The sequence below is a fragment of the Cognatundibacterium luofuense genome (genome assembly GCF_018139685.1).
In the GTDB taxonomy this organism is placed as follows: Bacteria; Pseudomonadota; Gammaproteobacteria; order Burkholderiales; family Burkholderiaceae_D; genus Undibacterium; species Undibacterium luofuense.
On record NZ_JAGSPN010000008.1, the window covers coordinates 161,774 to 181,441 of the forward strand.

General features: G+C 54.3%; 22 protein-coding genes and 1 riboswitch. Of the genes, 15 read left to right on the forward strand and 7 right to left on the reverse strand.

Going from position 1 to position 19,668, the window contains the following annotated elements; all coding sequences use genetic code 11:
- The first annotated feature begins 63 nt into the window (after nt 1–63).
- The 15 genes from cobT (at nt 64) to KDM89_RS12255 (ending at nt 14,711) form a co-directional block, all read left to right on the forward strand.
- Nucleotides 64–1,089 (forward strand): nicotinate-nucleotide--dimethylbenzimidazole phosphoribosyltransferase, encoded by a 1,026-nt coding sequence (cobT, locus tag KDM89_RS12185; protein ID WP_212688203.1) that lies wholly within the window; start codon nt 64–66, stop codon nt 1,087–1,089.
- On the forward strand, nt 1,086–1,886 hold the full coding sequence (locus KDM89_RS12190) for an adenosylcobinamide-GDP ribazoletransferase (protein WP_212688204.1): 801 nt from the start codon (nt 1,086–1,088) through the stop codon (nt 1,884–1,886). The genes cobT and KDM89_RS12190 overlap by 4 nt, the downstream gene beginning before the upstream one ends.
- Nucleotides 1,883–2,461: a histidine phosphatase family protein gene (locus KDM89_RS12195; protein ID WP_212688205.1), complete on the forward strand. Its 579-nt coding sequence runs from the start codon at nt 1,883–1,885 to the stop codon at nt 2,459–2,461. The genes KDM89_RS12190 and KDM89_RS12195 overlap by 4 nt, the downstream gene beginning before the upstream one ends.
- A 44-nt stretch (nt 2,462–2,505) precedes the next feature.
- Nucleotides 2,506–2,853: a PilZ domain-containing protein gene (locus tag KDM89_RS12200; protein WP_212688206.1), complete on the forward strand. Its 348-nt coding sequence runs from the start codon at nt 2,506–2,508 to the stop codon at nt 2,851–2,853.
- A 78-nt stretch (nt 2,854–2,931) separates the two neighbouring features.
- A riboswitch (cobalamin riboswitch) is annotated at nt 2,932–3,148 on the forward strand.
- A gap of 150 nt (nt 3,149–3,298) precedes the next feature.
- Complete coding sequence (locus KDM89_RS12205) at nt 3,299–5,152, forward strand: TonB-dependent receptor domain-containing protein (RefSeq protein ID WP_212688207.1); 1,854 nt, start codon at nt 3,299–3,301, stop codon at nt 5,150–5,152.
- Between the two features lie 61 nt (nt 5,153–5,213).
- On the forward strand, nt 5,214–6,263 hold the full coding sequence (locus KDM89_RS12210) for a FecCD family ABC transporter permease (RefSeq protein ID WP_438947517.1): 1,050 nt from the start codon (nt 5,214–5,216) through the stop codon (nt 6,261–6,263).
- A complete protein-coding gene (locus KDM89_RS12215; protein ID WP_212688208.1) occupies nt 6,263–7,033 on the forward strand; it encodes an ABC transporter ATP-binding protein in 771 nt (256 codons plus the stop codon). The genes KDM89_RS12210 and KDM89_RS12215 overlap by 1 nt, the downstream gene beginning before the upstream one ends.
- 16 nt (nt 7,034–7,049) lie before the next feature.
- Entirely contained in the window at nt 7,050–7,694 is a 645-nt protein-coding gene (cobO, locus tag KDM89_RS12220; protein ID WP_212688209.1) for a cob(I)yrinic acid a,c-diamide adenosyltransferase, read from the forward strand.
- Nucleotides 7,688–8,983, forward strand: a complete 1,296-nt coding sequence (locus KDM89_RS12225; protein WP_212688210.1) for a cobyrinate a,c-diamide synthase — start codon at nt 7,688–7,690, stop codon at nt 8,981–8,983. The genes cobO and KDM89_RS12225 overlap by 7 nt, the downstream gene beginning before the upstream one ends.
- Nucleotides 8,980–9,549, forward strand: a complete 570-nt coding sequence (gene cobU / locus KDM89_RS12230) for a bifunctional adenosylcobinamide kinase/adenosylcobinamide-phosphate guanylyltransferase (protein ID WP_212688211.1) — start codon at nt 8,980–8,982, stop codon at nt 9,547–9,549. Before KDM89_RS12225 ends, cobU begins: the two co-directional genes overlap by 4 nt.
- Nucleotides 9,546–10,493, forward strand: coding sequence for an adenosylcobinamide-phosphate synthase CbiB (cbiB, locus tag KDM89_RS12235; RefSeq protein WP_212688212.1), 948 nt, complete (start codon nt 9,546–9,548; stop codon nt 10,491–10,493). Before cobU ends, cbiB begins: the two co-directional genes overlap by 4 nt.
- Nucleotides 10,486–11,499, forward strand: a complete 1,014-nt coding sequence (gene cobD, locus KDM89_RS12240) for a threonine-phosphate decarboxylase CobD (protein WP_212688213.1) — start codon at nt 10,486–10,488, stop codon at nt 11,497–11,499. Before cbiB ends, cobD begins: the two co-directional genes overlap by 8 nt.
- A complete protein-coding gene (locus tag KDM89_RS12245) occupies nt 11,496–12,398 on the forward strand; it encodes a cobalamin-binding protein (RefSeq protein ID WP_329604661.1) in 903 nt (300 codons plus the stop codon). Before cobD ends, KDM89_RS12245 begins: the two co-directional genes overlap by 4 nt.
- 29 nt (nt 12,399–12,427) lie before the next feature.
- Complete coding sequence (locus tag KDM89_RS12250) at nt 12,428–13,222, forward strand: ABC transporter substrate-binding protein (protein ID WP_212688214.1); 795 nt, start codon at nt 12,428–12,430, stop codon at nt 13,220–13,222.
- Nucleotides 13,223–13,265: 43 nt separating this feature from the next.
- Nucleotides 13,266–14,711, forward strand: a complete 1,446-nt coding sequence (locus tag KDM89_RS12255) for a cobyric acid synthase (protein ID WP_230427829.1) — start codon at nt 13,266–13,268, stop codon at nt 14,709–14,711.
- A 231-nt stretch (nt 14,712–14,942) separates the two neighbouring features.
- Here the strand turns inward: KDM89_RS12255 and KDM89_RS12260 are convergent, their stop codons facing one another.
- The 7 genes from KDM89_RS12260 to KDM89_RS12290 all read right to left on the reverse strand — a co-directional run bounded on the left by KDM89_RS12260 (nt 14,943) and on the right by KDM89_RS12290 (nt 19,631).
- Nucleotides 14,943–15,632, reverse strand: a complete 690-nt coding sequence (locus tag KDM89_RS12260; RefSeq protein WP_212688215.1) for a DUF3267 domain-containing protein — start codon at nt 15,630–15,632, stop codon at nt 14,943–14,945.
- A 46-nt stretch (nt 15,633–15,678) separates the two neighbouring features.
- Entirely contained in the window at nt 15,679–16,035 is a 357-nt protein-coding gene (locus KDM89_RS12265) for a hypothetical protein (protein ID WP_212688216.1), read from the reverse strand.
- A gap of 76 nt (nt 16,036–16,111) precedes the next feature.
- Nucleotides 16,112–16,327 carry a hypothetical protein gene (locus KDM89_RS12270; RefSeq protein ID WP_212688217.1) on the reverse strand — a complete coding sequence of 72 codons (216 nt, stop codon included), beginning with the start codon at nt 16,325–16,327 and terminating at the stop codon, nt 16,112–16,114.
- Nucleotides 16,328–17,040: 713 nt separating this feature from the next.
- On the reverse strand, nt 17,041–17,760 hold the full coding sequence (locus KDM89_RS12275; RefSeq protein WP_212688218.1) for a tetratricopeptide repeat protein: 720 nt from the start codon (nt 17,758–17,760) through the stop codon (nt 17,041–17,043).
- A gap of 184 nt (nt 17,761–17,944) precedes the next feature.
- Nucleotides 17,945–18,607, reverse strand: a complete 663-nt coding sequence (locus KDM89_RS12280; protein ID WP_212688219.1) for an SOS response-associated peptidase — start codon at nt 18,605–18,607, stop codon at nt 17,945–17,947.
- 2 nt (nt 18,608–18,609) lie between these two features.
- Nucleotides 18,610–19,218, reverse strand: a complete 609-nt coding sequence (locus KDM89_RS12285) for a DUF4272 domain-containing protein (protein WP_212688220.1) — start codon at nt 19,216–19,218, stop codon at nt 18,610–18,612.
- A gap of 65 nt (nt 19,219–19,283) precedes the next feature.
- Entirely contained in the window at nt 19,284–19,631 is a 348-nt protein-coding gene (locus KDM89_RS12290) for a hypothetical protein (protein ID WP_212688221.1), read from the reverse strand.
- Nucleotides 19,632–19,668: the final 37 nt, after the last annotated feature.

Consider the following 19,668-nt stretch of genomic DNA (forward strand, 5'->3'; position numbering starts at 1 on the left):
CTGAGCAACATACAGAATCCATGACCGGTTTTTCCGGTTAAACGACATCGTAAAGAGAATGCAATGATCGCTTCCACGCAAAACAAATCACTGGCAGGCAAACTGCAGGCCGCTATCAATGACAAAACCAAGCCTATCGGTAGTCTTGGTCAACTGGAGGCGCTGGCGCTGCAGATTGGTCTGATACAGGAAAGTGTCACGCCACGCCTGACGCAACCGGCGATTCTGATTTTTGCCGGTGATCACGGCGTAGTGGCTGAAGGTGTTTCTGCCTATCCGCAGGATGTGACCTGGCAAATGGTGGAAAATTTTCTGGCCGGTGGTGCAGCCATTAATGTGTTTGCACGTCTGCATCAGATTGGATTGCACATTATCGACGCCGGTGTGAACCATGATTTCGGCCCGCGTGAAGGTTTGTTGTCGATGAAAGCCGGAAACGGTACTGCGAATTTTGCGCAGCAAGCGGCAATGACTGCGGAGACCTGTGCGCAGGCAATTGACAATGGCCGCGCAGCCTTGCGTGCCACCGCGGGCAATATTGTCGGTTTCGGCGAAATGGGTATCGGCAATACGACCGCTGCGGCAGCGCTGATGCATGTACTGACCGGTATTCCGGTGGAGCAATGTGTCGGTGCCGGTACTGGCTTGCTGCCGGATGGTATTGCACATAAAGCAGAAGTGATTCGCCGCGCCGTGGCTTTACACGGCCCGCAGCATGATCCGGCTGCGGTGCTGGCAACCTACGGTGGTTTTGAAATTGCCACCATGGTCGGTGCGATGCTGGAAGCAGCGGCACAGCGCCGCATATTACTGATCGATGGTTTCATCGTGACATCGGCACTGCTGGTGGCTGCGCGTATGGCACCGGCAATTCTGGATTACTGCGTATTTGCGCATTGCTCCGATGAAAGCGGACATGCCCGCATGTTGCAGGCGCTGGGCGTGAAGCCTGTGTTGTCGCTTGGGTTGCGTCTGGGCGAAGGTACGGGCGCAGCGCTGGTATTGCCACTGGTGCAGTCTGCTGTCGCTTTCCTGAATGAGATGGCGACATTCAGTTCTGCACAAGTCAGCGAAAAGAGTTCTGTATGAGTCAGATGGCCGGTTACCTGCTGCATCAGCTGCGTTTGTTTCTGATTGCGATGCAATTTTTTACCCGTGTGCCGGTACCGGCATGGGTAGGATTTCAACCGGCCTGGCTGCAGCAAAGTTCACGTTATTTTCCGGCGGTTGGCTGGCTGGTCGGCGCAGTGGCTGCCGGCGTGTACAGCTTTGCCGCGCAATGGTGGGTGAATGTGATTGCGATTCTGCTGTCCATGATTGCCACCATTCTGCTGACCGGCGCTTTCCATGAAGATGGTTTTGCCGATGTCTGCGATGGCTTCGGTGGTGGCTATACGCCACAGCGGGTGCTGGAAATCATGAAAGATTCCCGCATCGGTGCTTACGGTGCGATCGGTATTTTCCTGATGCTGACCACGAAGTTTGCACTGTTGTTCAGCACGCCGCTGGTGCTGGCGGTTCCTGCTTTACTGCTGGCTCATCCTTTGTCGCGACTGATGTCCTGCAGTCTGATTTTTCTGATGCGCTATGCGCGGGAGGAAGGCAAGGCCAAGCCGCTGGCAGAACGTATGAGTTCGAATGAATTCGGCATTGCCTGCTTAACCGTGATTGCTCCTGCCGGATTGCTGATACTGTGGCAACCCTTATTGCTGGATCGTCTGTTGCCTGCAGTGTTGCTGATGGTGTTTGCCACCTTCATCATGGCCAGAATGTTTATGCGTAAGATTGGCGGTTTCACCGGTGATTGCCTTGGTGCGGTACAGCAAGTCACTGAAGTCGCGTTTTACCTCGGCCTGCTGGCCAGTCCGGTTGTCGCGGGCGCATGACAGTAGCTGCATCACAACAGCAACGGCATGTATTTGCAATCCGCCACGGTGTGCCGGATGTAGCTGCCGGCTTGTGTTACGGCAATACCGATCTGGCGCTGGTGCCCGGTGCTAACGATGCAGTACTGACGCAGCACGCTGCTTTGCTGGCGCAGGCGAGGGAAGAAAACTGGCCGGTGTTCAGCAGCCCTTTACGGCGCTGCGCTTCGCTGGCGGTGCAGATCAACCCCGGTTTTCAGACTGATCCGCGCCTCAGAGAATGGGATTTCGGTGACTGGGAAATGTGCGCCTGGGATACGGTTCCGCGCGCGGGGCTGGATGCCTGGGCCGCCGATCCTGTGCACTATCGTCCGGGTGGGAAAGAAAGCCTGATGATGATTGTGCAACGCCTGAAAACATTTTTAACTGAATTACCGCCGTCCGGCGAACCGGTTTTGCTGATCACGCATGCAGGTGTGATACGCTTGTTGTCGGTATGGCAGCATGATGCGCCGGAAGCCACCGCAATTGCCGCGCAAACCAGCGTTGCACCGGCCTACGGTTCAGTCTCATCGTTTTGCATCAGCCTGTCCTGAGCGTTCCCGGGTCAACAACAATAATCCTCGTTCCGGAGGTATTCATGGTCGAACAAAGGCGCAACCCGCGTATCTGGGTCAGCTGGCGTTGTGGCATCCGCCTGCCTGACGGACGTTTGCTTTTGTGCCGTGCTCAGAATATTTCGATTGAAGGGCTGGCGCTGGTCAGTGATGAAATGCTGCATAAGGGACGCAGCTATCCGATGATGATAGAGATCCCCGGCATTAACGATCCCCGCTCCATTCACCGCGTCAGCTGCACCGGGGAAATTCGTCACGTGATTCTCAGTGAAGGTGCTTACCGTGCCGGTATTCAGCTCAGTGCTATGTCTGAATTACACGCTGAACTGGTGCGGGCCTGGATGGCCAAAGCTGATAAGCAAATTGCCTGATTCTTGTCGCCCGGCAAGAAAACCCGGGTAAGCTTATTTATCAAACTTATAATCGGTTGCTGCACACCGTCACTGTCTATACAATGGCGGGGTTTTGGTGCTCGCGGAGACTTTCGTCAACGCGGTTAAACGGGAAACAGGATGCCGCTAAGGCAAAACTGTGCTGCCCCCGCAACGGTGTACAGATTGCAGCAATTGCTGCCAGCCGGTCACATGCCACTGTGTTGTTTCAACATGGGAAGGCTCACCGGTGATATCTGTCAGCCCGGATACCGGCCAGACAACCCAGAAGTGATACGAACGGGGGATTTCGTAGACTGCGGTGCGCATCGTCTCCGGTGCGGTCACGCCCTGAACCCGGTTCAGTCAGTCTTCCCGTCCAGCGTATCAGTGTTTCAGGCACGCAGCGGGGATGCTGCAGGCCGAGGTTTACTTTCCAGTTATCATGACATTTCAATTCACACCTATCGCTCTGGCCGCGGCGCTCGCTGCTGCATTTCCTGTTTCTTCCGCCTTTGCTGCCGCTAATCCTGTTCCGGAAGCCGCTGCTGTTGTTGTGACTGCTGCCCGTCAGGCACAGGCACCTGCTGATGTGCTGGCAGATATCAATGTGATCAGCGCGGAAGATATTGCTAACTCCGGCGCGGTATCGGTTGCCGATTTACTGCAACAACAACACGGTATCGAAATCGCCCGTAACGGCGGTGCCGGCTCGAATACTTCGGTCTTTATCCGTGGCAGCAACAGTGTACAAAACGTCGTGCTGGTGGATGGTGTACGCGTCGGGTCGTCAACAACCGGTGGTGCCAGCTGGGCAACGCTGCCGCTGGATCAGATCGATCATATTGAAATTGTCTATGGCCCGTTGTCCAGTATGTATGGTGCCGATGCAGTGGGCGGCGTGATTCAGATTTTCACGAAAAAACAAAAAGGCGCGGTACGCTCTGTGGTGTCTGCAGGTATCGGCAGTTACGGCACGCGCGAACTGAACGGCGGCGTATCAGGTTCAGTCAACAAAGAACTGAGCTTTTCGATCAAAGCCGGGCATCAGGAAGCTGAAGGTTTTTCTGTTACCCGTCCGGGCGCAGGTCCGTACAGCTACAACGCAGATAAAGATGGCTACAAACTGGATAGCTTCAGCGCCAGTGCCAATTACGAATTTGGCAAGCAGGCAGAAGTCGGCGCGCAGTTTATGACCAGCCGCCTGAATGCGCAGTTTGATTCCGGCCCGTCTTACGATGACCGCAATGTGCAGAATCAGGAAATGATTTCTGTGTTCGGAAAAATGCGTGTCAATGACATCTGGAATACGCATTTGCAGCTGTCGCAATCGCGTGATCAGACCTATACCGACGCATCGTATGGCAAGAGCCAGATCGATACTCGTCAGGACTTCATCACTTTGCAAAACCAGTTCCAGCTTGGTAAAGACAGTGCGCAACTGATCGCAGAGCGTCGCGAAGAAAATGTACTGACTACGACAAAAGCGATTAACGGCAAACGCCGTACCGACTCGCTGGCTGGTTCTTATCTGTGGAAACAGGATGCACATCTGGCCAGCGCAGCAGTCCGTTACGACCGCAGCTCGGTATATGGCAATAACACGACCGGTAATCTGGCTTACGGTTACCGTTTCGCCGAGGGGCTGCGTCTGAACGCCAGTTACGGCACCAGCTTCCGCGCACCGACCTTTAACGAACTGTATTACCCGGGTTATGGCATCGCGACTAACCGTCCGGAAAAATCAAAAAATGCCGAGATTGGCGCTGTGTATCAGCGAGGCGATCTGGAACTGAGCGCAGTGTATTTCCGTAACCGCGCGACTGATTTGCTGGTAACGGCAAAAGTCTGTCCGGTTGATCCTGTAACCAATAAATATGGTTGTGCATATAACGTTAATCAGGCCACGATTTCGGGTCTGACTTTGTCCGGCGCAACGAAATTTGGTCAACTGGGTATTAAAGCCAGCGCAGATTTCCAGGATCCGAAAGACGATACCACCGGCCTGCAACTGGCACGTCGTGCAAAACGTCACGGTACGCTGTCTGCAGACTGGACCGAAGGTAACTGGAAAGCCGGTGTTGAAACTGTATTCTCCGGTCGTCGTTACGATGACGTGGCGAATAAAAATGCCCTCGGTGGTTACAGTTTGCTGAATCTGTACACCAGCGTTCAGCTTAACAAGGACACCCGTGTTCTGGCGCGCTGGAACAATGCCCTGAACAAGGATTATGAAACAGCGAAGAACTACAACGTAACCGGTTCCAGCCTGTTTATTGGCGTGCAGTACGGGTATTAATCGTTAATTTCAGGCTCTGCGTTGCGGGGCCTGAACGTCATAAAAATCGCAGGAAGAGCAGATGTCCGGATTCATCAAACAACGACTGGCGCAACCCGCCACCATGCGCAGCTGGCGCGGAGGTATTGCTTTACCTGCGCTGGCTTTGCTGACGATACTGAGTCTGCTGTTCGCCTGCGTCACCGGCTCGGTTCCCTTGCCGGTGCAGGATTTATGGCATGCCTTGCCGGAATTATGGCAAGGGCAGCCTTCTACACTGGCCGGAACACTGCTGGAATTGCGTATACAGCGCGCCGCAGGTGGTTTTCTGACCGGTGCTACGCTCGCTCTGTCGGGCGTCTTAATGCAAGCCTTATTGCGTAACCCGCTCGCCGATCCTTATGTACTGGGGATTTCCGGCGGTGCCTCGGTAGGCGCACTGAGCATGATTTTGTTATACGGCAGTATGTGGATGGTGGATGTTGCCGCGTTTGGTGGTGCAGTCGCCGTTGCCCTGATTTTGTTTGGCCTCGCTTACCGTGATTTCAAAGGTCACGGCAGCAGCGATGGCAGTGCGCAATTACTGTTGCTGACCGGCGTGATTATTGCCTCCGGTTGCGGCGCCATCATTACCCTGATCTTATCGATTGCACCTGACAGCCGCCTGCGCAGCATGGTGTTCTGGATGATAGGCGATTTATCCAACGTCAAACCCGGCATCAGCAGCTGGCTGATTCTGATCAGCATTGCGGTGCTGGTCATGAAAAATGCGCGCGCTATTAATCTGGCCGCCATGCATGCTGACCATGCGGCAACGCTGGGCGTGAATATCGGGCGTCTGCGTCAATTATTGTTTTTAGGCGCAGCCCTGCTGACTGCCAGTGCTGTATCGAATGCTGGCAGCGTGGGCTTTGTCGGTCTGATCATGCCGCATGCCTGCCGTTTTGCCCTGGGGCCGGATCACCGTTTATTGATTCCTGCATCTATGCTGGCTGGCGGCAGTTTCATTGTGATGGCGGATACCATTGCGCGTACCGTCGTCGCGCCTCAGCAGTTGCCGGTTGGTGTGATTACCGCGCTGATTGGTGTGCCGGTATTCCTGATCCAGTTACACCAGTTAAGGAAACGCTGATGCAGATCCGCCATTTAAGCGTACACACGCCGAAGCGTGAATTAATACGCAATTTAAATCTCGAAATGCATCCCGGCGAATGCTGGTGCCTGATCGGACGCAATGGTGCAGGTAAATCGACGCTGCTGAAAACGCTTGCCGGCATCCGTGACATTAAAACCGGTGATGTTTTGCTGGAAGGCAAGCGCTTACAGGACTGGTCTTTACGCGAGCTGGCATCGCGTCGTGCGTATCTGGCACAGAGCCGCACCGATGCATTCGGTTACACCACGCTGGATACAGTACTCAGTGCACGTCATCCGTATCACGATGCGCATTACTGGGATCAGGACAGCGATGTTCAACAGGCCATGCAGGCGCTGGCCGCAATGGATGTCGCTGCGCTGGCGGAACGTGATGTGCGCAGTTTGTCCGGCGGCGAGCGACAGCGTGTGGCGATTGCGGCCTTGCTGGCGCAGGATGCGCGCTGGTTGCTGCTGGATGAACCGGCCAATGCACTGGATCTGGCGCATCAGGTCAGCGCGATGTCTTTGCTGGCCCGTTTATGTAAAGAGCAGCAGAAGGGTGTGCTGATGGTCAGCCATGATCTGAATCTGGCTGCCCGTGTGGCAACTCACGCATTGCTGCTGATGGGCGATGGCAGCTGGATTGCCGGCCCGGCTGATGAAGTATTACGCGCTGATTTGCTCAGCACTTGTCTCGGACATCCTGTCAGCGCGATTCCGCATGAAGGATTAACCGTTTTCATCCCGCAGGCTTTGCCTGCCTGATTTTCTGAAGAGAATAATGATGCAAGAACAAAACGCGGCAGCGACACCGGAAGTGGCAGCAGACGATATTCAGACCCGTCATCAGCGCCGTATGGCACGCAAAAAAGCAATCGTCGATGAAAAAATTCAGCAGGCGCAACGACTGACCGGCGTGTTGTTAGTGCATACCGGAAACGGTAAAGGCAAAAGCTCCAGCGCGTTTGGCATGGTCATGCGTGCGCTGGGGCATGGTATGAAAGTCGGTGTGGTGCAATTCATTAAAGGTGCAATGTCGACCGGCGAAGAAAAATTCCTGCGCCGCTTTCCGGATGAAGTGCAGTTCCATGCGATGGGAGAAGGCTATACCTGGGAAACCCAGAATCGCGAGCGCGACATGGAGAAAGCGGCACTGGCATGGGAGCAGGCAAAGCGTTTTCTGACGGATCCTGAGATCGGTCTGGTCGTGCTGGATGAACTGAATATCGCTCTGAAGTACCAGTATCTGGATTTGCAGCAAGTGATTGCGGATCTGGATGGCCGTCCGGAAATGCAGCATGTGGCGGTGACTGGGCGTGGAGCACCACCGGAACTGATCGAGATTGCAGACACGGTGACGGAAATGCAGGTCATTAAACATGCATTTAAAGAAGGCATTGCAGCGCAGGCAGGTGTGGAATGGTAAGCCGCGCCCGTGTGCTGATGGTGTCTGCAGTCGCATCCGGTCAGGGTAAAACCACCGTGACTGCGGCACTGGCGCGTAAACTGCGTCAGAGCGGACGCACTGTGCGGGTCTTTAAAACAGGTCCTGATTTTATTGATCCGCGTATTCTGCAGGCCGCCAGCGGACATGCTGTGTATTCGCTGGATTTGTGGATGACCGGTGAGCAGGCTTGCCGTCAGCAACTGGCTCAGGCCGCGCAGGAAGCAGATTTTATTCTGATTGAAGGCGTGATGGGCTTGTACGACGGCAATCCTTCCTCTGCTGATCTGGCACGTTTTTTTGACGTACCGGTACTGGCCGTGCTGGATGCATCGGCGATGGCGCAAACAGTCGGTGCAGTCGCGATGGGCTTACGCGATTTTGGTCCCGTACGTCTGGCTGGCGTCATCGCGAACCGGGTTGCATCGGAAGGACATGCTGCGATGGCAAAAGAAGCCATGCGTGATATTCCGCTGGCTGGCTACCTGATTCGCCAGAAACTCAGTCTGCCGGAACGCCATCTGGGCCTGGTGTTGCCGGATGAAGTCGAACATCTGGATGCGCTGTTAGATCAGATGGCGGATGCATTAGCGCTTGATCTGGCGGTGATGGATGCCATGCCGGAAGCAGAATTTGCAGATGTCGCAACCGAACCTGTTCCGCCATTGCTGCAGGGTAAGACGATTGCAGTGGCGCGTGATGATGCGTTTGCATTCCTGTATCCGGCCAATCTGAATTGCCTGCAGCAACTCGGGGCGCAATTGAGCTATTTTTCGCCGCTGGCAAATGAGGCGGTGCCAGCCAGTGCGGATGCGGTGTATTTGCCCGGCGGATATCCGGAACTGCATGCTGCGGTGCTTGCCGAAAATGCAGTCTGGCTGGCTTCGGTAAGTGATGCCGTGGCAGCCGGAAAACCTGTGTGGGCGGAATGTGGCGGCATGATGGCCCTGACGGATGCCTTGCAGGATCAGGCTGGCGTGACGCATCACATGGCTGCTGTATTGCAAGGCACTGCCGTGATGCAGGAAAAGCTTGCCGCGCTGGGGCCGCATTTTCTGACGACGGCGTTTGGTGAATTACGCGGGCACAGTTTTCATTATTCCCGTTTAGAAACGGCAATGGATGCTGTGTTGCATACCGTGCGTCACCGCGACCAGAAAACCGGCGAGGCGGTATATCAGCAAGCTTCTCTGCGCGCCAGTTATTTCCATGCGTACTTTCCGTCCTGTCCGCGCGCTGCTGCAGCTTTGTTTCTCGGGGAAGCACTGTGACAGTCCATCTGATCACAGGTGGTGCTCGTTCCGGAAAAAGTGCGTATGCCGAGCAACTGGCTGCGCAGGCCGAGGCAGCCGGTCAGCAGATTATTTATATCGCCACCAGTGCCGGTAATGATGCAGAAATGCAGCGCCGTGTGGCATTACACCGGCAACAGCGTCCTGCGCACTGGGTGACAGTGGAAAGTCCTTTGCAACTTGCTGCAGCATTGCAGCAATGGGATCAGGCGCAGTACTGGATACTGGTCGATTGCCTGACGGTATGGTTGTCGAACTTACTGTTTTCCGGTGATCAGGATTTTCCGGAAACCGGACTGATCACGCCGCCGGCAATGGTGGCCGAACAGCGTGCTGCCTTACTGCAGCAACTTGCTGTCAGCAGCGCCGATGTCACACTGGTGTCGAATGAAGTCGGGCTGGGCATTATTCCTATGGGTGCGGTGACGCGCTGGTATGCGGATGAAGCCGGACGTCTGAATCAGGCCGTCGCAAAAGTCGCGCAACAAGTCACACTGGTGGTTGCCGGTTTGCCCTTGTCACTGAAACCGGGAGTGAGCCAATGATCTGGCTGATCAGTACCGGTACTTTGGTGCTGGGAGGCGTTCTGCTGGATCTGGCGCTGGGCGAACCACGGCGCTGGCATCCGCTGGTTGGCTTTGGGCGTCTTGCCGGATGGATAGAGCAGAAAAGTAATCATGCAGTTGCCGGTAAAGCTGAAGGCGTACTGGCATGGATGCTGGCGGTATTGCCGCTGGTGATGCTGAGTCAGGCACTGATTGTGCTGGCGGCATATTTCAGCGTCTGGCTGGCAGCAGCACTGCATTGTGTGTTGTTGTACGCCTGCATCGGTTTGCGCAGTCTGCGCGAACACAATTTGCCGATCCAGACTGCGTTAGAACAGGGTGATTTGCCGCAGGCGAGACGCTTAACCTCATACATCGTCAGCCGCGATACGGAACACGGCGATGCGTCGTATCTGGCCAAAGCCAGTGTGGAATCGGTGCTGGAAAATGGTTGTGATGCGGTGTTCGGCACGCTGTTCTGGTTTGCACTCGCCGGTGGCCCCGGTGCGGTGCTGTATCGCTTGTCCAATACCCTTGATGCGATGTGGGGTTATAAAAATACCCGGTTTCTGCAGTTTGGCTGGGCTGCCGCGCGGATCGATGATGTCCTGAATTTTGTTCCCGCTCGTTTAACGGCAATCAGTTATGCCTTGCTGGGTAACAGCAAACTCGCATGGCAGTGCTGGCGCACGCAGGCGCCGGGCTGGCCGAGCCCGAATGCCGGGCCGGTCATGTCCAGCGGTGCCGGTGCGCTGGCAATTGCGCTTGGCCGCAGCGCACGCTACGACGGTGTGGATGAAGTCCGTCCGCCGCTGGGTGAGGGGCGGGCTGCGATACCGTCAGATATTCAGCGCGCCTGGCAACTGGTCTGGCGCACGACATGGCTGTGGATTGCCGTGTTACTGAGTATTTCGCTGATCTGGAAGGGAATAGGAAATGCCTGAACATGGCGGCAATCTGAATGATGCGGTGGCTTATTACGGCCGTCCGCGTGAACAGTGGGTGGATTTATCTACCGGCATCAATCCTGCGCATTATCCGGTACCGGCTTTGCCGGATATGGCCTGGCATCGTTTGCCGGAAATATCGAAAGAACTGGAACAGGCTGCAGCCGCGTATTACGGCTTTCCGGCCTGCGTAGCGGTTGCCGGCACTCAGGCCGCGATTCAGGCTCTGCCACGCTTGCGCCCGCACAGCCGGGTTTGTGTGTGCGGCCCTTCCTATGCGGAGCACGCATGGCAATGGCAGCAGGCGGGACATGATGTGATACGCGCAAGCTATACGGAACTGGAGCAGCATCTGCCGCACGTCGATGTAATGGTGGTGGTCAATCCGAATAATCCGACAGGCGAAACCATTGCGCCCGCTACGCTGTTAGCCTGGCGTGAACAACTGGCTGCACGCGGCGGCTGGCTGATCGTGGACGAAGCATTCGGCGACACCGTACCGGAACTCAGTATCTCCTCCCACAGTGACTTGCCCGGTTTATGGGTGTTGCGCTCGGTGGGTAAATTTTTCGGACTGGCGGGATTGCGGCTTGGTTTTGCCGGCGCATCTGCAAATTTGCTGGCGCAGCTCAGTGCCTGGCTGGGGCCGTGGGCCGTCAGTGGTCCTGCGCAAACTATTGCACAGCAGGCGCTCAGCGACATCGCATGGCAGCAGAAAAACCGGCATGTTTTGCGTCAGCAAGGTCAGCGTTTACGAAACGTACTGGCAGCGAGCGGCTGGCTCAGTCAGGGCACGGATTTATTTCAGTGGTGCAGTCACCAGCATTTGCATCAACAAACCGATGCCTTGTGGGAGCATTTTGCGCATCAGGGTGTCTGGGTCAGGCGCTTTGATGCCTCGGCATGGAGTGCGCACGGATTACGCTTTGGCTTACCTGCGTCAGAAGCTGACTGGCAACGATTCGAACAAGCCTGCCAACAATGGAAACCACAGGAATCATGATGAAAAAAGTATTCGTAACCACCGCTTTACTGGCACTGGGTACGCTGAACACCGTTGCCGTCGCTGCTGGCAATATTTCCGTCACCGACGATCTGGGCCAGACGCTGACGCTGGCGCGTCCAGCGCAACGCGTGGTGAGTTTGTCGCCGCATGTGACGGAATTACTGTTTGCCGCCGGTGCCGGCGACAAAATCGTCGCGACGGTGAAATACAGTGACTTTCCGGAAGCCGCCAAACAAATTCCGCGTATCGGTGATTTGCGCCAGATTGATCTGGAGCGTGTCATTGCGATGAAGCCGGATCTGGTGGTGGTCTGGATGCATGGCAGTTTTGACCGTCAGCTGGATAAGCTGCGGCAGGCAGGCGTACCGTTTTTCTTCAGTGAACCGCATAAGCTGGACGATATTCCACTGGCGCTGCGTAAGCTGGGGCAACTGACCGGCAGCGAAGCGCGTGCCGAACCGGCAGCGAAAGAGTTTCAGCAACAGATCAGCCAGCTGCAGCAAAAATATGCGCAAAGGCCGGTGGTGCGGACGTTTTATCAGGTCTGGAACAAACCTTTGTATACGCTGAACGGTAAGCACATTATTAATGATGTATTCCGCCATTGCGGTGCGCAGAATGTATTTGCTTCACTGGAAGCGGCAGCGCCGGTAGTGAATATCGAAGCGGTGGTTAAAGAAAACCCTGAACTGATACTGACCGGTGAAATGCGTCATAAAGACAGTCAGTTTGAATTGTGGAAACCGTTCACGACGCTGCATGCGGTACGTGCCGGCAATCTGATTGCACTGGATGGCGATTTAATGAATCGTCCGGGGCCGCGCATTATCGAAGGTGCGAAGCAAGTCTGTGAAGCACTGGATCAGGTACGCCAGAAACGTCCTGCATCAAAATAAATATTTACATTAAGAAAAAGGTAAGCACGATGTCGCAGTATCAGCGTATCGCCTGTCTGAGCACAGAAGCCGTCGAAGTCATGTACGCCATCGGCGCAGAAGATCTGATCGCCGGTATTTCCGGCTATACCGTGCGTCCGGCCCGCGCCAGAGATGAAAAAGTCAAAATCAGCGGATTTTCTTCGGCGAAGCTGGAACGCATTCTGGCGGTGAAGCCGGATCTGGTGCTGGCGTATTCGAATATGCAGGCTGATTTGTGCAAAGAATTAATCAGCGCCGGTGTGGAAGTGCATTGCTTCAATCAGCACAGCGTTGATGGCATCTACAAGATGATTGCAACAGTGGGTTTGCTGACTGAGCGCGTTGCCGAGGCAGCGCAACTGACGGTTACACTGCAGCAGACGGTACAGGCGGTAAAGGCGCAAAGTCAGCAATGGACACGTCGTCCGCGTGTGTACTTTGAAGAGTGGAATGAGCCGCTGATGTCCGGCATAGGCTGGGTATCGGAACTGATACGCATTGCCGGTGGTGATGATATTTTCCCTGAACTGGCAAACTGTTATTCCGGTCGCGAACGCATTATTGCCGATCCGCTGGAAGTGGTGCGGCGTGCGCCAGACATCATCATCGGTTCCTGGTGCGGTAAGAAATTTCAGCCGGATCAACTGATGCAGCGCGAGGGCTGGGCGCAGATTCCGGCGGTACAGCACGGGCAGGTATTTGAAATCAAATCGCCGGATATTCTGTCGCCGGGACCCGCCGCAATCCAGCACGGTTTATTGCAATTGCAAGTGCTGATTTCGGGCTGGCAGCAACAGCAGTAAGCACTTCAGCATGGCAGACACACAGAAATAAAAGGAAATCAGGATGCAGTTTCATACGCTGATGGTGCAGGGCACAACATCGGACGCCGGAAAAAGTACGGTGGTCGCAGCGCTTTGCCGTCTGGCACAGCGCGACGGTATCCGTGTCGTGCCGATGAAACCGCAAAATATGGCGCTGAACAGCGCCGTTACTGTCGATGGCGGCGAGATAGGCCGTGCGCAGGCCTTGCAGGCGCAGGCTGCCGGACTGGAGCCGCATACCGATATGAATCCGGTATTGCTGAAACCTTCCAGCGATACCGGTGCGCAAGTCGTGGTACATGGCAAAGTGCGCGCCGATATGAATGCGCGTGACTATCATCAGTACAAAACGATAGCGATGTCTGCCGTACTGGAATCGTATCAGCGGCTGCGCGATCAGTACGCACTGGTGATGGTGGAAGGTGCCGGCAGTCCGGCCGAAGTGAATCTGCGTGAACGCGATATCGCGAACATGGGTTTTGCCGAAGCGGTAGATTGTCCGGTGATTCTGGTTGCTGATATTGATCGCGGTGGCGTGTTTGCGCACTTCGTCGGCACGCTGGCTTGCTTGTCGGAAAGCGAGCAACAGCGCATTGTCGGCTTTGTGATTAACCGTTTTCGCGGCGATATCCGCTTGCTGGAGCCGGGGCTGGAGTGGCTGGAACAGAAAACCGGTAAGCCGGTACTGGCGGTGCTGCCTTATCTGCACGGCTTACAGCTGGATGCAGAAGATGCGGTGCTGACACAGCAGGAAGGCAAAGGCCGTTTCCGTATCGTGGTGCCGGTGATCCCGCGTATTTCTAATCACACCGATTTTGATGTGCTGCGCGCCCATCCGGATGTGGATTTGCATCTGGTCGGGCCGGGGCAGGCAATTCCGCCTGCTGATCTGATCGTCCTGCCCGGCAGCAAAAATACGATGGCTGATCTGGCATTTCTGCGCGAGCAGGGCTGGGAAGCCGCGCTGCATAAGCATTTGCGTTACGGCGGCAAAGTCATCGGCATTTGCGGTGGGTTTCAGATGCTCGGACAGCAAATCAGCGATCCTTTCGGTGTGGAAGGCAGTGCCGGTCAGACGCTGGCCGGATTCGGCTTGCTGCCGGTCAGCACAAGACTGGAGCAGCACAAGCAATTGCGCCGCGTGCAGGGACATACGCTGTTCGGTACGCAGGCAGCTGCAGAGGGCTATGAAATCCATATGGGCGTTTCAGAACGCGCGCCGGACTGCGCTGCTGCGCTGATGCTGGACGGTGTGCCGGATGGTGCGGTATCCGCCGATCAGCAAGTCATGGGAACCTATCTGCATGGCTTATTCGATCATCCCCAGGCTTGTCAGGCCATTCTGGCATGGGCGGGGCTGGAAGCACCGCAAATGCTGGATCTGGCAGCTTTACGTGAAGCCAGCATCAACCGTGTCGCCGATGCCTGTCAGCCATTGTGGGATGCATTACGCCGTCTGCAGGACTGATCCCCGCTCTCAAACAGAAGTTACGCCACGACAAATGGCAGGCCAGCAGCGCCTGCCAGCCGCTGTACCTGTGCAGAACTCCGCATGGCCTCAAAAAACACCTGCCCGCTCAGCCAGTAAATTCGCGGACGTCCGTGAAAAAGTAGCTTTTTCTGTGCCGGAGTCCGCATTTTGCATGTGAATTGCATATTTTCCGGCCTGAACTCATTGCCGTGGCAGGCGAGCGTGTATTCAGTCACTGATATGAATACGTTCTCCGCGCTGACGATATTTCCATTGCGCGTAACTTTTCAGTATATCCAGTGACGATAGTCCCGCATTTGCTGCTGCGACGGCACCAAATGTCAGATCCAGTCGCACACCGCATACCAGTAATACGAAGGGCAGTACGCTCAGTATGAGCAGCGGGAACAGGCTGATCCAGATCCATTGCTCGCGCGTAACACTGCCACCGACCTTGATGGCAAATTGCGGTCCGGTTTTTTTGAACCAGTAAAGTAGCTTTGTTTGCGGGTGGAAAATTTTGTGCGGCAGCGCGAGTAAATGCAGTAATTCATGCGCAGCAACAATCGGAAAGATAAAGAATATTGCCAGAAGGCATGAAAACAGCGCTTGCAGAGTGAATTGTAGTAAACCCGGCCCGCCAAATATTGCCGGAGGGTGGCTGAAAAAATGATTGAGTGTGGGTAGCAAATATGGCCAGGCTTCGAGATTCGGAAATGCCAGCCAGATCCAGAGCGCCAGCAAAACCGGCGGGATGTACAAATCCATTCGGAAGCTGATTTTTTCGATAGATTTGTATGCCTCATTCAGATCGGCCTCGGTGTTGATCTGGTCAGCAATACTGGCCGATTCATTCTGAATTTTCTGAGAGGTAGAAAACGCTTCTTTTGGGTATTTACGCAGGTTGATGAATTTCATATTTCAATCAACTGCGCCAACGATAAAAAAGAAACATCCATTGATATCAGAGCTTTTCATGCACAACCGCTAACAGCAAAATAGTCATGATGGCTGTGCCGGCGATCAGCAGGCGAAGTTTGCGATGGTTGTCCCGAGTCTGATCCGGATGGGTTTCAGATAAGTAACGCCATTCAGTAATCCATTTTTGAGGAATCAGGTACCTTGACCAGTCGGGCGGAGAGTAAAGCCTGTAGCCAAGAATGTAATTGCCGATGCTGACATAAATGTAGAACACGAGCTCCAGGTAATCAGCGATCATGGGTTCGTGATCAGCAATTTGCCAGCACTTATTTGGTATCACAAAAAGTACACCCAGCCACATTGCTGCCATGCTTAATCGCGTATAGATTGGGTTTTCCATTTTCTGCATCGGTAGGCTGCAAGACAATCCGTAATATATACAGACTGTCTTGCCAGATAAGTTTCAATTAACAGGTTCAGGGTTGCCCTGGTGTGCCGCTTTTTCCCCTGTATTCCAGAATTGCCGAACCTCCGCCCCAGATTGCACCACCCAGCACAGCGCCAACCAGAATGCCGCCGCCAGTGCCGATGACTAGCGCACCGGCAGCAATGCCGACCAGCACGCCCGATACGGTCATAACGCCGTCGCCACCGTGAATTTGTTCTAATTCGTCAATTTTCAATTCTTGCATCGAAATCTCCTTGGTTGAATGTGGGTGAGTTCCCGGCTCCAACTTTAGGGAAACAAGATAATTTGATTGCAACATTGATTGAGCGAATTTAAGTAAACGTAATAATTGTGACACCCGGTTTGTCATTTGCAGCGACTTATTTTCAGGGTGTTGCGGGATCTGAAGCGGCGACTGTGCATCATTTATTTCTTTAATATTTGAAAAATGACAATTGTTGCAAGCGGCGGGTTTTTCTGTGACATTCGCCGCAAAATGCTACCCGAAAATTTTGTTGCACTTTATGTGCCTGGCAACTTTGAGGGCGCATCATTTAGTGGTTTTTTTACAGTGTTTTTTGAACGCACGTACTGATCGGGATTTGAGCGCCCGCAGCTAGCGGTGTGCGTTGAACATCGGTGCGGGTAAGGGCACGCATACTGTGCTATGAATGCACAAATGAATCGGTGCAAAGTGCAATGGCAGATTTGTTGCGGGGAGCGGAGGGGGGCTGTGCAGAACTCCGCATGGCCTCAAAAAACACCTGCCCGCTCAGCGAGCAAATTCGCGGACGTCCGTGAAAAAGTCGCTTTTTCTGTGCCGGAGTCCGCATTTTGCATGTGAATTGCATAAATCCGGCGCAGGCCGGGCATCGGGTTACCGCTTGCACGGCTCTGTTTGTCTGAAATGAAACAACCCGCCTGAAGGGCGGGTTGCTGTGCAGCGGAAGGAGGGGGTCAGGTTTGCTGTGCGCTGGCATCGAACTCCGATTGCCATTCTTCCGCCAGCGCCTTCGCTTTTTCGATCTGCTCTTCACTTAACTGCTTTTCAGCGTATTCGCGGTATACAGCGGCATCATCGTATTCACCGGCCAGCACCATCCATTTATAGCCTTCAACCAGATCGGGCTTTATGCCTTTACCCTTGAAATACATCAGCCCCAGTTGATACTGGGCGCTGGCATTGCCCTGATCTGCGGCTTTCTGGAACAGATCCTGCGCCTGTTTGTAATTGAGCGGAACGGCATTGCCGGTGACATACAGAACACCGAGGCTGTATTGCGCGTCCGGATAGCCCTGATCAGCAGCTTTCCTGAACCAAATGACCGCAGTACCGTAATCCGGTGTGACGCCCTTGCCTTTGGCGTACATACGCGCCAGATTGGTTTCGGCGCGGACGTTGCCCTGTTCGGCAGATTTGGTGAACCATTCAAGCGCCTGCGCGTAGTCTTCATCCACGCCTTCACCTTTCAGGTACATCAGGCCCAGATTGAATTGGGCATCCGCATTTCCGTCTTCCGCAGCTTCGCGGAAAGATTCAATTGCTTCGGCATATTCTTCATTTTCGTAGGCGCTGACTGCATTTTCAAAGACGTTTGCGTGAGCAATGTGCAATCCTGTGCCTGCGATGAGCAGGCTGCCTATCAGTAAAGCTGGGCGAAATAAACGGCGTTTCATGATGATTTCCTGAGTGTTTCCGGTTCTTTCGTCATTGTAGTCCGCACACAGCGGAAGTAAAAGTCGGGTAAATTGCTTTAAGGCAATTAATTTCGTGAAAGTAACAATGGTTTGCGAAACTGTCAGAAAGTTAAGGCAGATATTCATCTCAGTCCGCATGGCGGTTTCTGCGGGCTGGTTGTCTTCAGAATAAACTGAGTTGCGGTTCCGGTGTCTTATCGACAGGCTCTGCCTGCAGCAATTCCGCATCCGGTAATCGCAGCATTGCGGCAGCTAACTGCGGGTCGGGATGATTCAGCCATGTATCGTAGTCTGTTGCCGGAATAACGACCAGTGAGCGTTTTTCATCACCCGGAGGATGAAAGCGTGACATCAGAGGATGCTGATCTGCATTCACCGTGATTTGAGTGAAGCTGTGTACGATGCTGCCGTCCGGATTTCGTCGGCTTCGGTAGAGTCCGGCGACCGCAAAATCCTTACCATTCGTGGTTCCGATTTTCCAGCGTTGCGCCCGCCCGTTTTCATAGCAGGGTTCGCAGAAATACTGCATAGGAACCAGGCAGCGTTGCTGCCGCTGCCAGTGTTTTGAAAAGCTGGGTAAGGTGGCAATTGTTTCTGCGCGTGCATTCATCGTACTGAATGGTTTGCGCCCCGGTGGAAATTCTGACCTTGCAATCAGCCCGAATCCGGCGAGCACCACTTCACGCTCGCCAGTGTGGTCAGGTTTGATGACAGGGGCAGCGTAGTCCTGCCAGACTTCCGGCTTCCATTCCGGCAAACCTTCTGTGTTGACAGCGAAATGCTTTTCCAGTGTGTTGCGGTTGCTGGGCGTGTAATTGACGCACATGATCAGCCGGCAGTTTCTGTGCTGACCAGGTCCCAGTCGACTTCGTCTTCGTAGCAAATCAGCCAGTTGGCAACGCGATGCCAGGCCTCGACGGCGACGGCATCCAGCCGGCCAGGGACAGGTCTGTTTTGCAGATGTGCATGGCGTACAGCCCAGTGGAAACGGTAGAGTAAGTCGGCCCAGTCCAGTAATTCCGTTTTGCTTCGCAGACGCAATATCCTGTTATCGCTGGCCGTTGCAATTTTTTCGAGATCCGGCTGTCCACTGTGCTGATCCGGCATGCCGGCTTTGCTTTCCAGTCCGGCTGCCCACATCAGAAAACACAGTGCATGGCGTGCGTTTTGTTGCAGTGCCTGTGCACTTTGTTCATCCAGATCGCCATTCAGCAAAGCCTGTTCTTGTTTGCTGAAAATCGATTGTACGGAGTTAGTGTTGTGTTGCGGATAAACACAAATGCCGGCGAGTGCCAGCAGGCGCTGATGAACTTCTTCGACACTGCGAAGCCGGATTTCATCTTCGGACTCTATCGTCGGTAATTGCAGGTTCAGGCGGATGCCGCGTTTATGCAGCGTTAATTCTGAAAGTTCTTTGCGAATCTCTGGGGATTTCATGTGATGCGACTCCTTAATGCCCTGCATTGTACGTCAGCAACGTTCAATGCAGGGGGGAGTCATGCTTACGCTGTACGGCGGGATGGGCGTGCAATCAGATAAACGATCCCGGCAAGCAGAAGGAAGGGCAGTGCCAGTGGCAATAAGGAAATAAACAGTGATGCAACGACCAGGCCTGCAACCACGACCATCAGCGCAGATACGCCAGCGATTACCAGACCGGTGCAAGCCAGCGCAAAAACAGTGGCCAGTACACCGATTCCGAGTCCGCCAGCCAGTAAGGAAATTCCGAACAGACCGCCGATTTCATGATCATTCACCACGACATGTGCATCCGGCGAAAATTGCCAGGCAAGACCTGCAATCAGCAGTAGTGTCAGTATGGCAATCGCGGCAGTTTTTTGAATACGCATGATGTTCTCCTTGTGAAGTGTCTTTGTTGTCAGCATC

Excerpts from the sequence above, each read along its gene's own strand:
- KDM89_RS12190 (WP_212688204.1), top strand. The coding sequence starts at position 1,086 with ATGAGTCAGATGGCCGGTTACCTGCTGCATCAGCTGCGTTTGTTTCTG.
- KDM89_RS12250 (WP_212688214.1), top strand. The coding sequence starts at position 12,428 with ATGTCGCAGTATCAGCGTATCGCCTGTCTGAGCACAGAAGCCGTCGAA.
- cobD (WP_212688213.1), top strand. The coding sequence starts at position 10,486 with ATGCCTGAACATGGCGGCAATCTGAATGATGCGGTGGCTTATTACGGC.
- cbiB (WP_212688212.1), top strand. The coding sequence starts at position 9,546 with ATGATCTGGCTGATCAGTACCGGTACTTTGGTGCTGGGAGGCGTTCTG.
- KDM89_RS12270 (WP_212688217.1), bottom strand. The coding sequence starts at position 16,327 with ATGCAAGAATTGAAAATTGACGAATTAGAACAAATTCACGGTGGCGAC.
- KDM89_RS12210 (WP_438947517.1), top strand. The coding sequence starts at position 5,214 with ATGTCCGGATTCATCAAACAACGACTGGCGCAACCCGCCACCATGCGC.
- cobT (WP_212688203.1), top strand. The coding sequence starts at position 64 with ATGATCGCTTCCACGCAAAACAAATCACTGGCAGGCAAACTGCAGGCC.
- KDM89_RS12195 (WP_212688205.1), top strand. The coding sequence starts at position 1,883 with ATGACAGTAGCTGCATCACAACAGCAACGGCATGTATTTGCAATCCGC.
- KDM89_RS12265 (WP_212688216.1), bottom strand. The coding sequence starts at position 16,035 with ATGGAAAACCCAATCTATACGCGATTAAGCATGGCAGCAATGTGGCTG.
- KDM89_RS12215 (WP_212688208.1), top strand. The coding sequence starts at position 6,263 with ATGCAGATCCGCCATTTAAGCGTACACACGCCGAAGCGTGAATTAATA.
- KDM89_RS12255 (WP_230427829.1), top strand. The coding sequence starts at position 13,266 with ATGCAGTTTCATACGCTGATGGTGCAGGGCACAACATCGGACGCCGGA.
- KDM89_RS12245 (WP_329604661.1), top strand. The coding sequence starts at position 11,496 with ATGATGAAAAAAGTATTCGTAACCACCGCTTTACTGGCACTGGGTACG.
- KDM89_RS12285 (WP_212688220.1), bottom strand. The coding sequence starts at position 19,218 with ATGAAATCCCCAGAGATTCGCAAAGAACTTTCAGAATTAACGCTGCAT.
- KDM89_RS12205 (WP_212688207.1), top strand. The coding sequence starts at position 3,299 with ATGACATTTCAATTCACACCTATCGCTCTGGCCGCGGCGCTCGCTGCT.
- KDM89_RS12290 (WP_212688221.1), bottom strand. The coding sequence starts at position 19,631 with ATGCGTATTCAAAAAACTGCCGCGATTGCCATACTGACACTACTGCTG.
- cobO (WP_212688209.1), top strand. The coding sequence starts at position 7,050 with ATGATGCAAGAACAAAACGCGGCAGCGACACCGGAAGTGGCAGCAGAC.
- KDM89_RS12275 (WP_212688218.1), bottom strand. The coding sequence starts at position 17,760 with ATGAAACGCCGTTTATTTCGCCCAGCTTTACTGATAGGCAGCCTGCTC.
- KDM89_RS12225 (WP_212688210.1), top strand. The coding sequence starts at position 7,688 with ATGGTAAGCCGCGCCCGTGTGCTGATGGTGTCTGCAGTCGCATCCGGT.
- KDM89_RS12200 (WP_212688206.1), top strand. The coding sequence starts at position 2,506 with ATGGTCGAACAAAGGCGCAACCCGCGTATCTGGGTCAGCTGGCGTTGT.
- KDM89_RS12260 (WP_212688215.1), bottom strand. The coding sequence starts at position 15,632 with ATGAAATTCATCAACCTGCGTAAATACCCAAAAGAAGCGTTTTCTACC.
- KDM89_RS12280 (WP_212688219.1), bottom strand. The coding sequence starts at position 18,607 with ATGTGCGTCAATTACACGCCCAGCAACCGCAACACACTGGAAAAGCAT.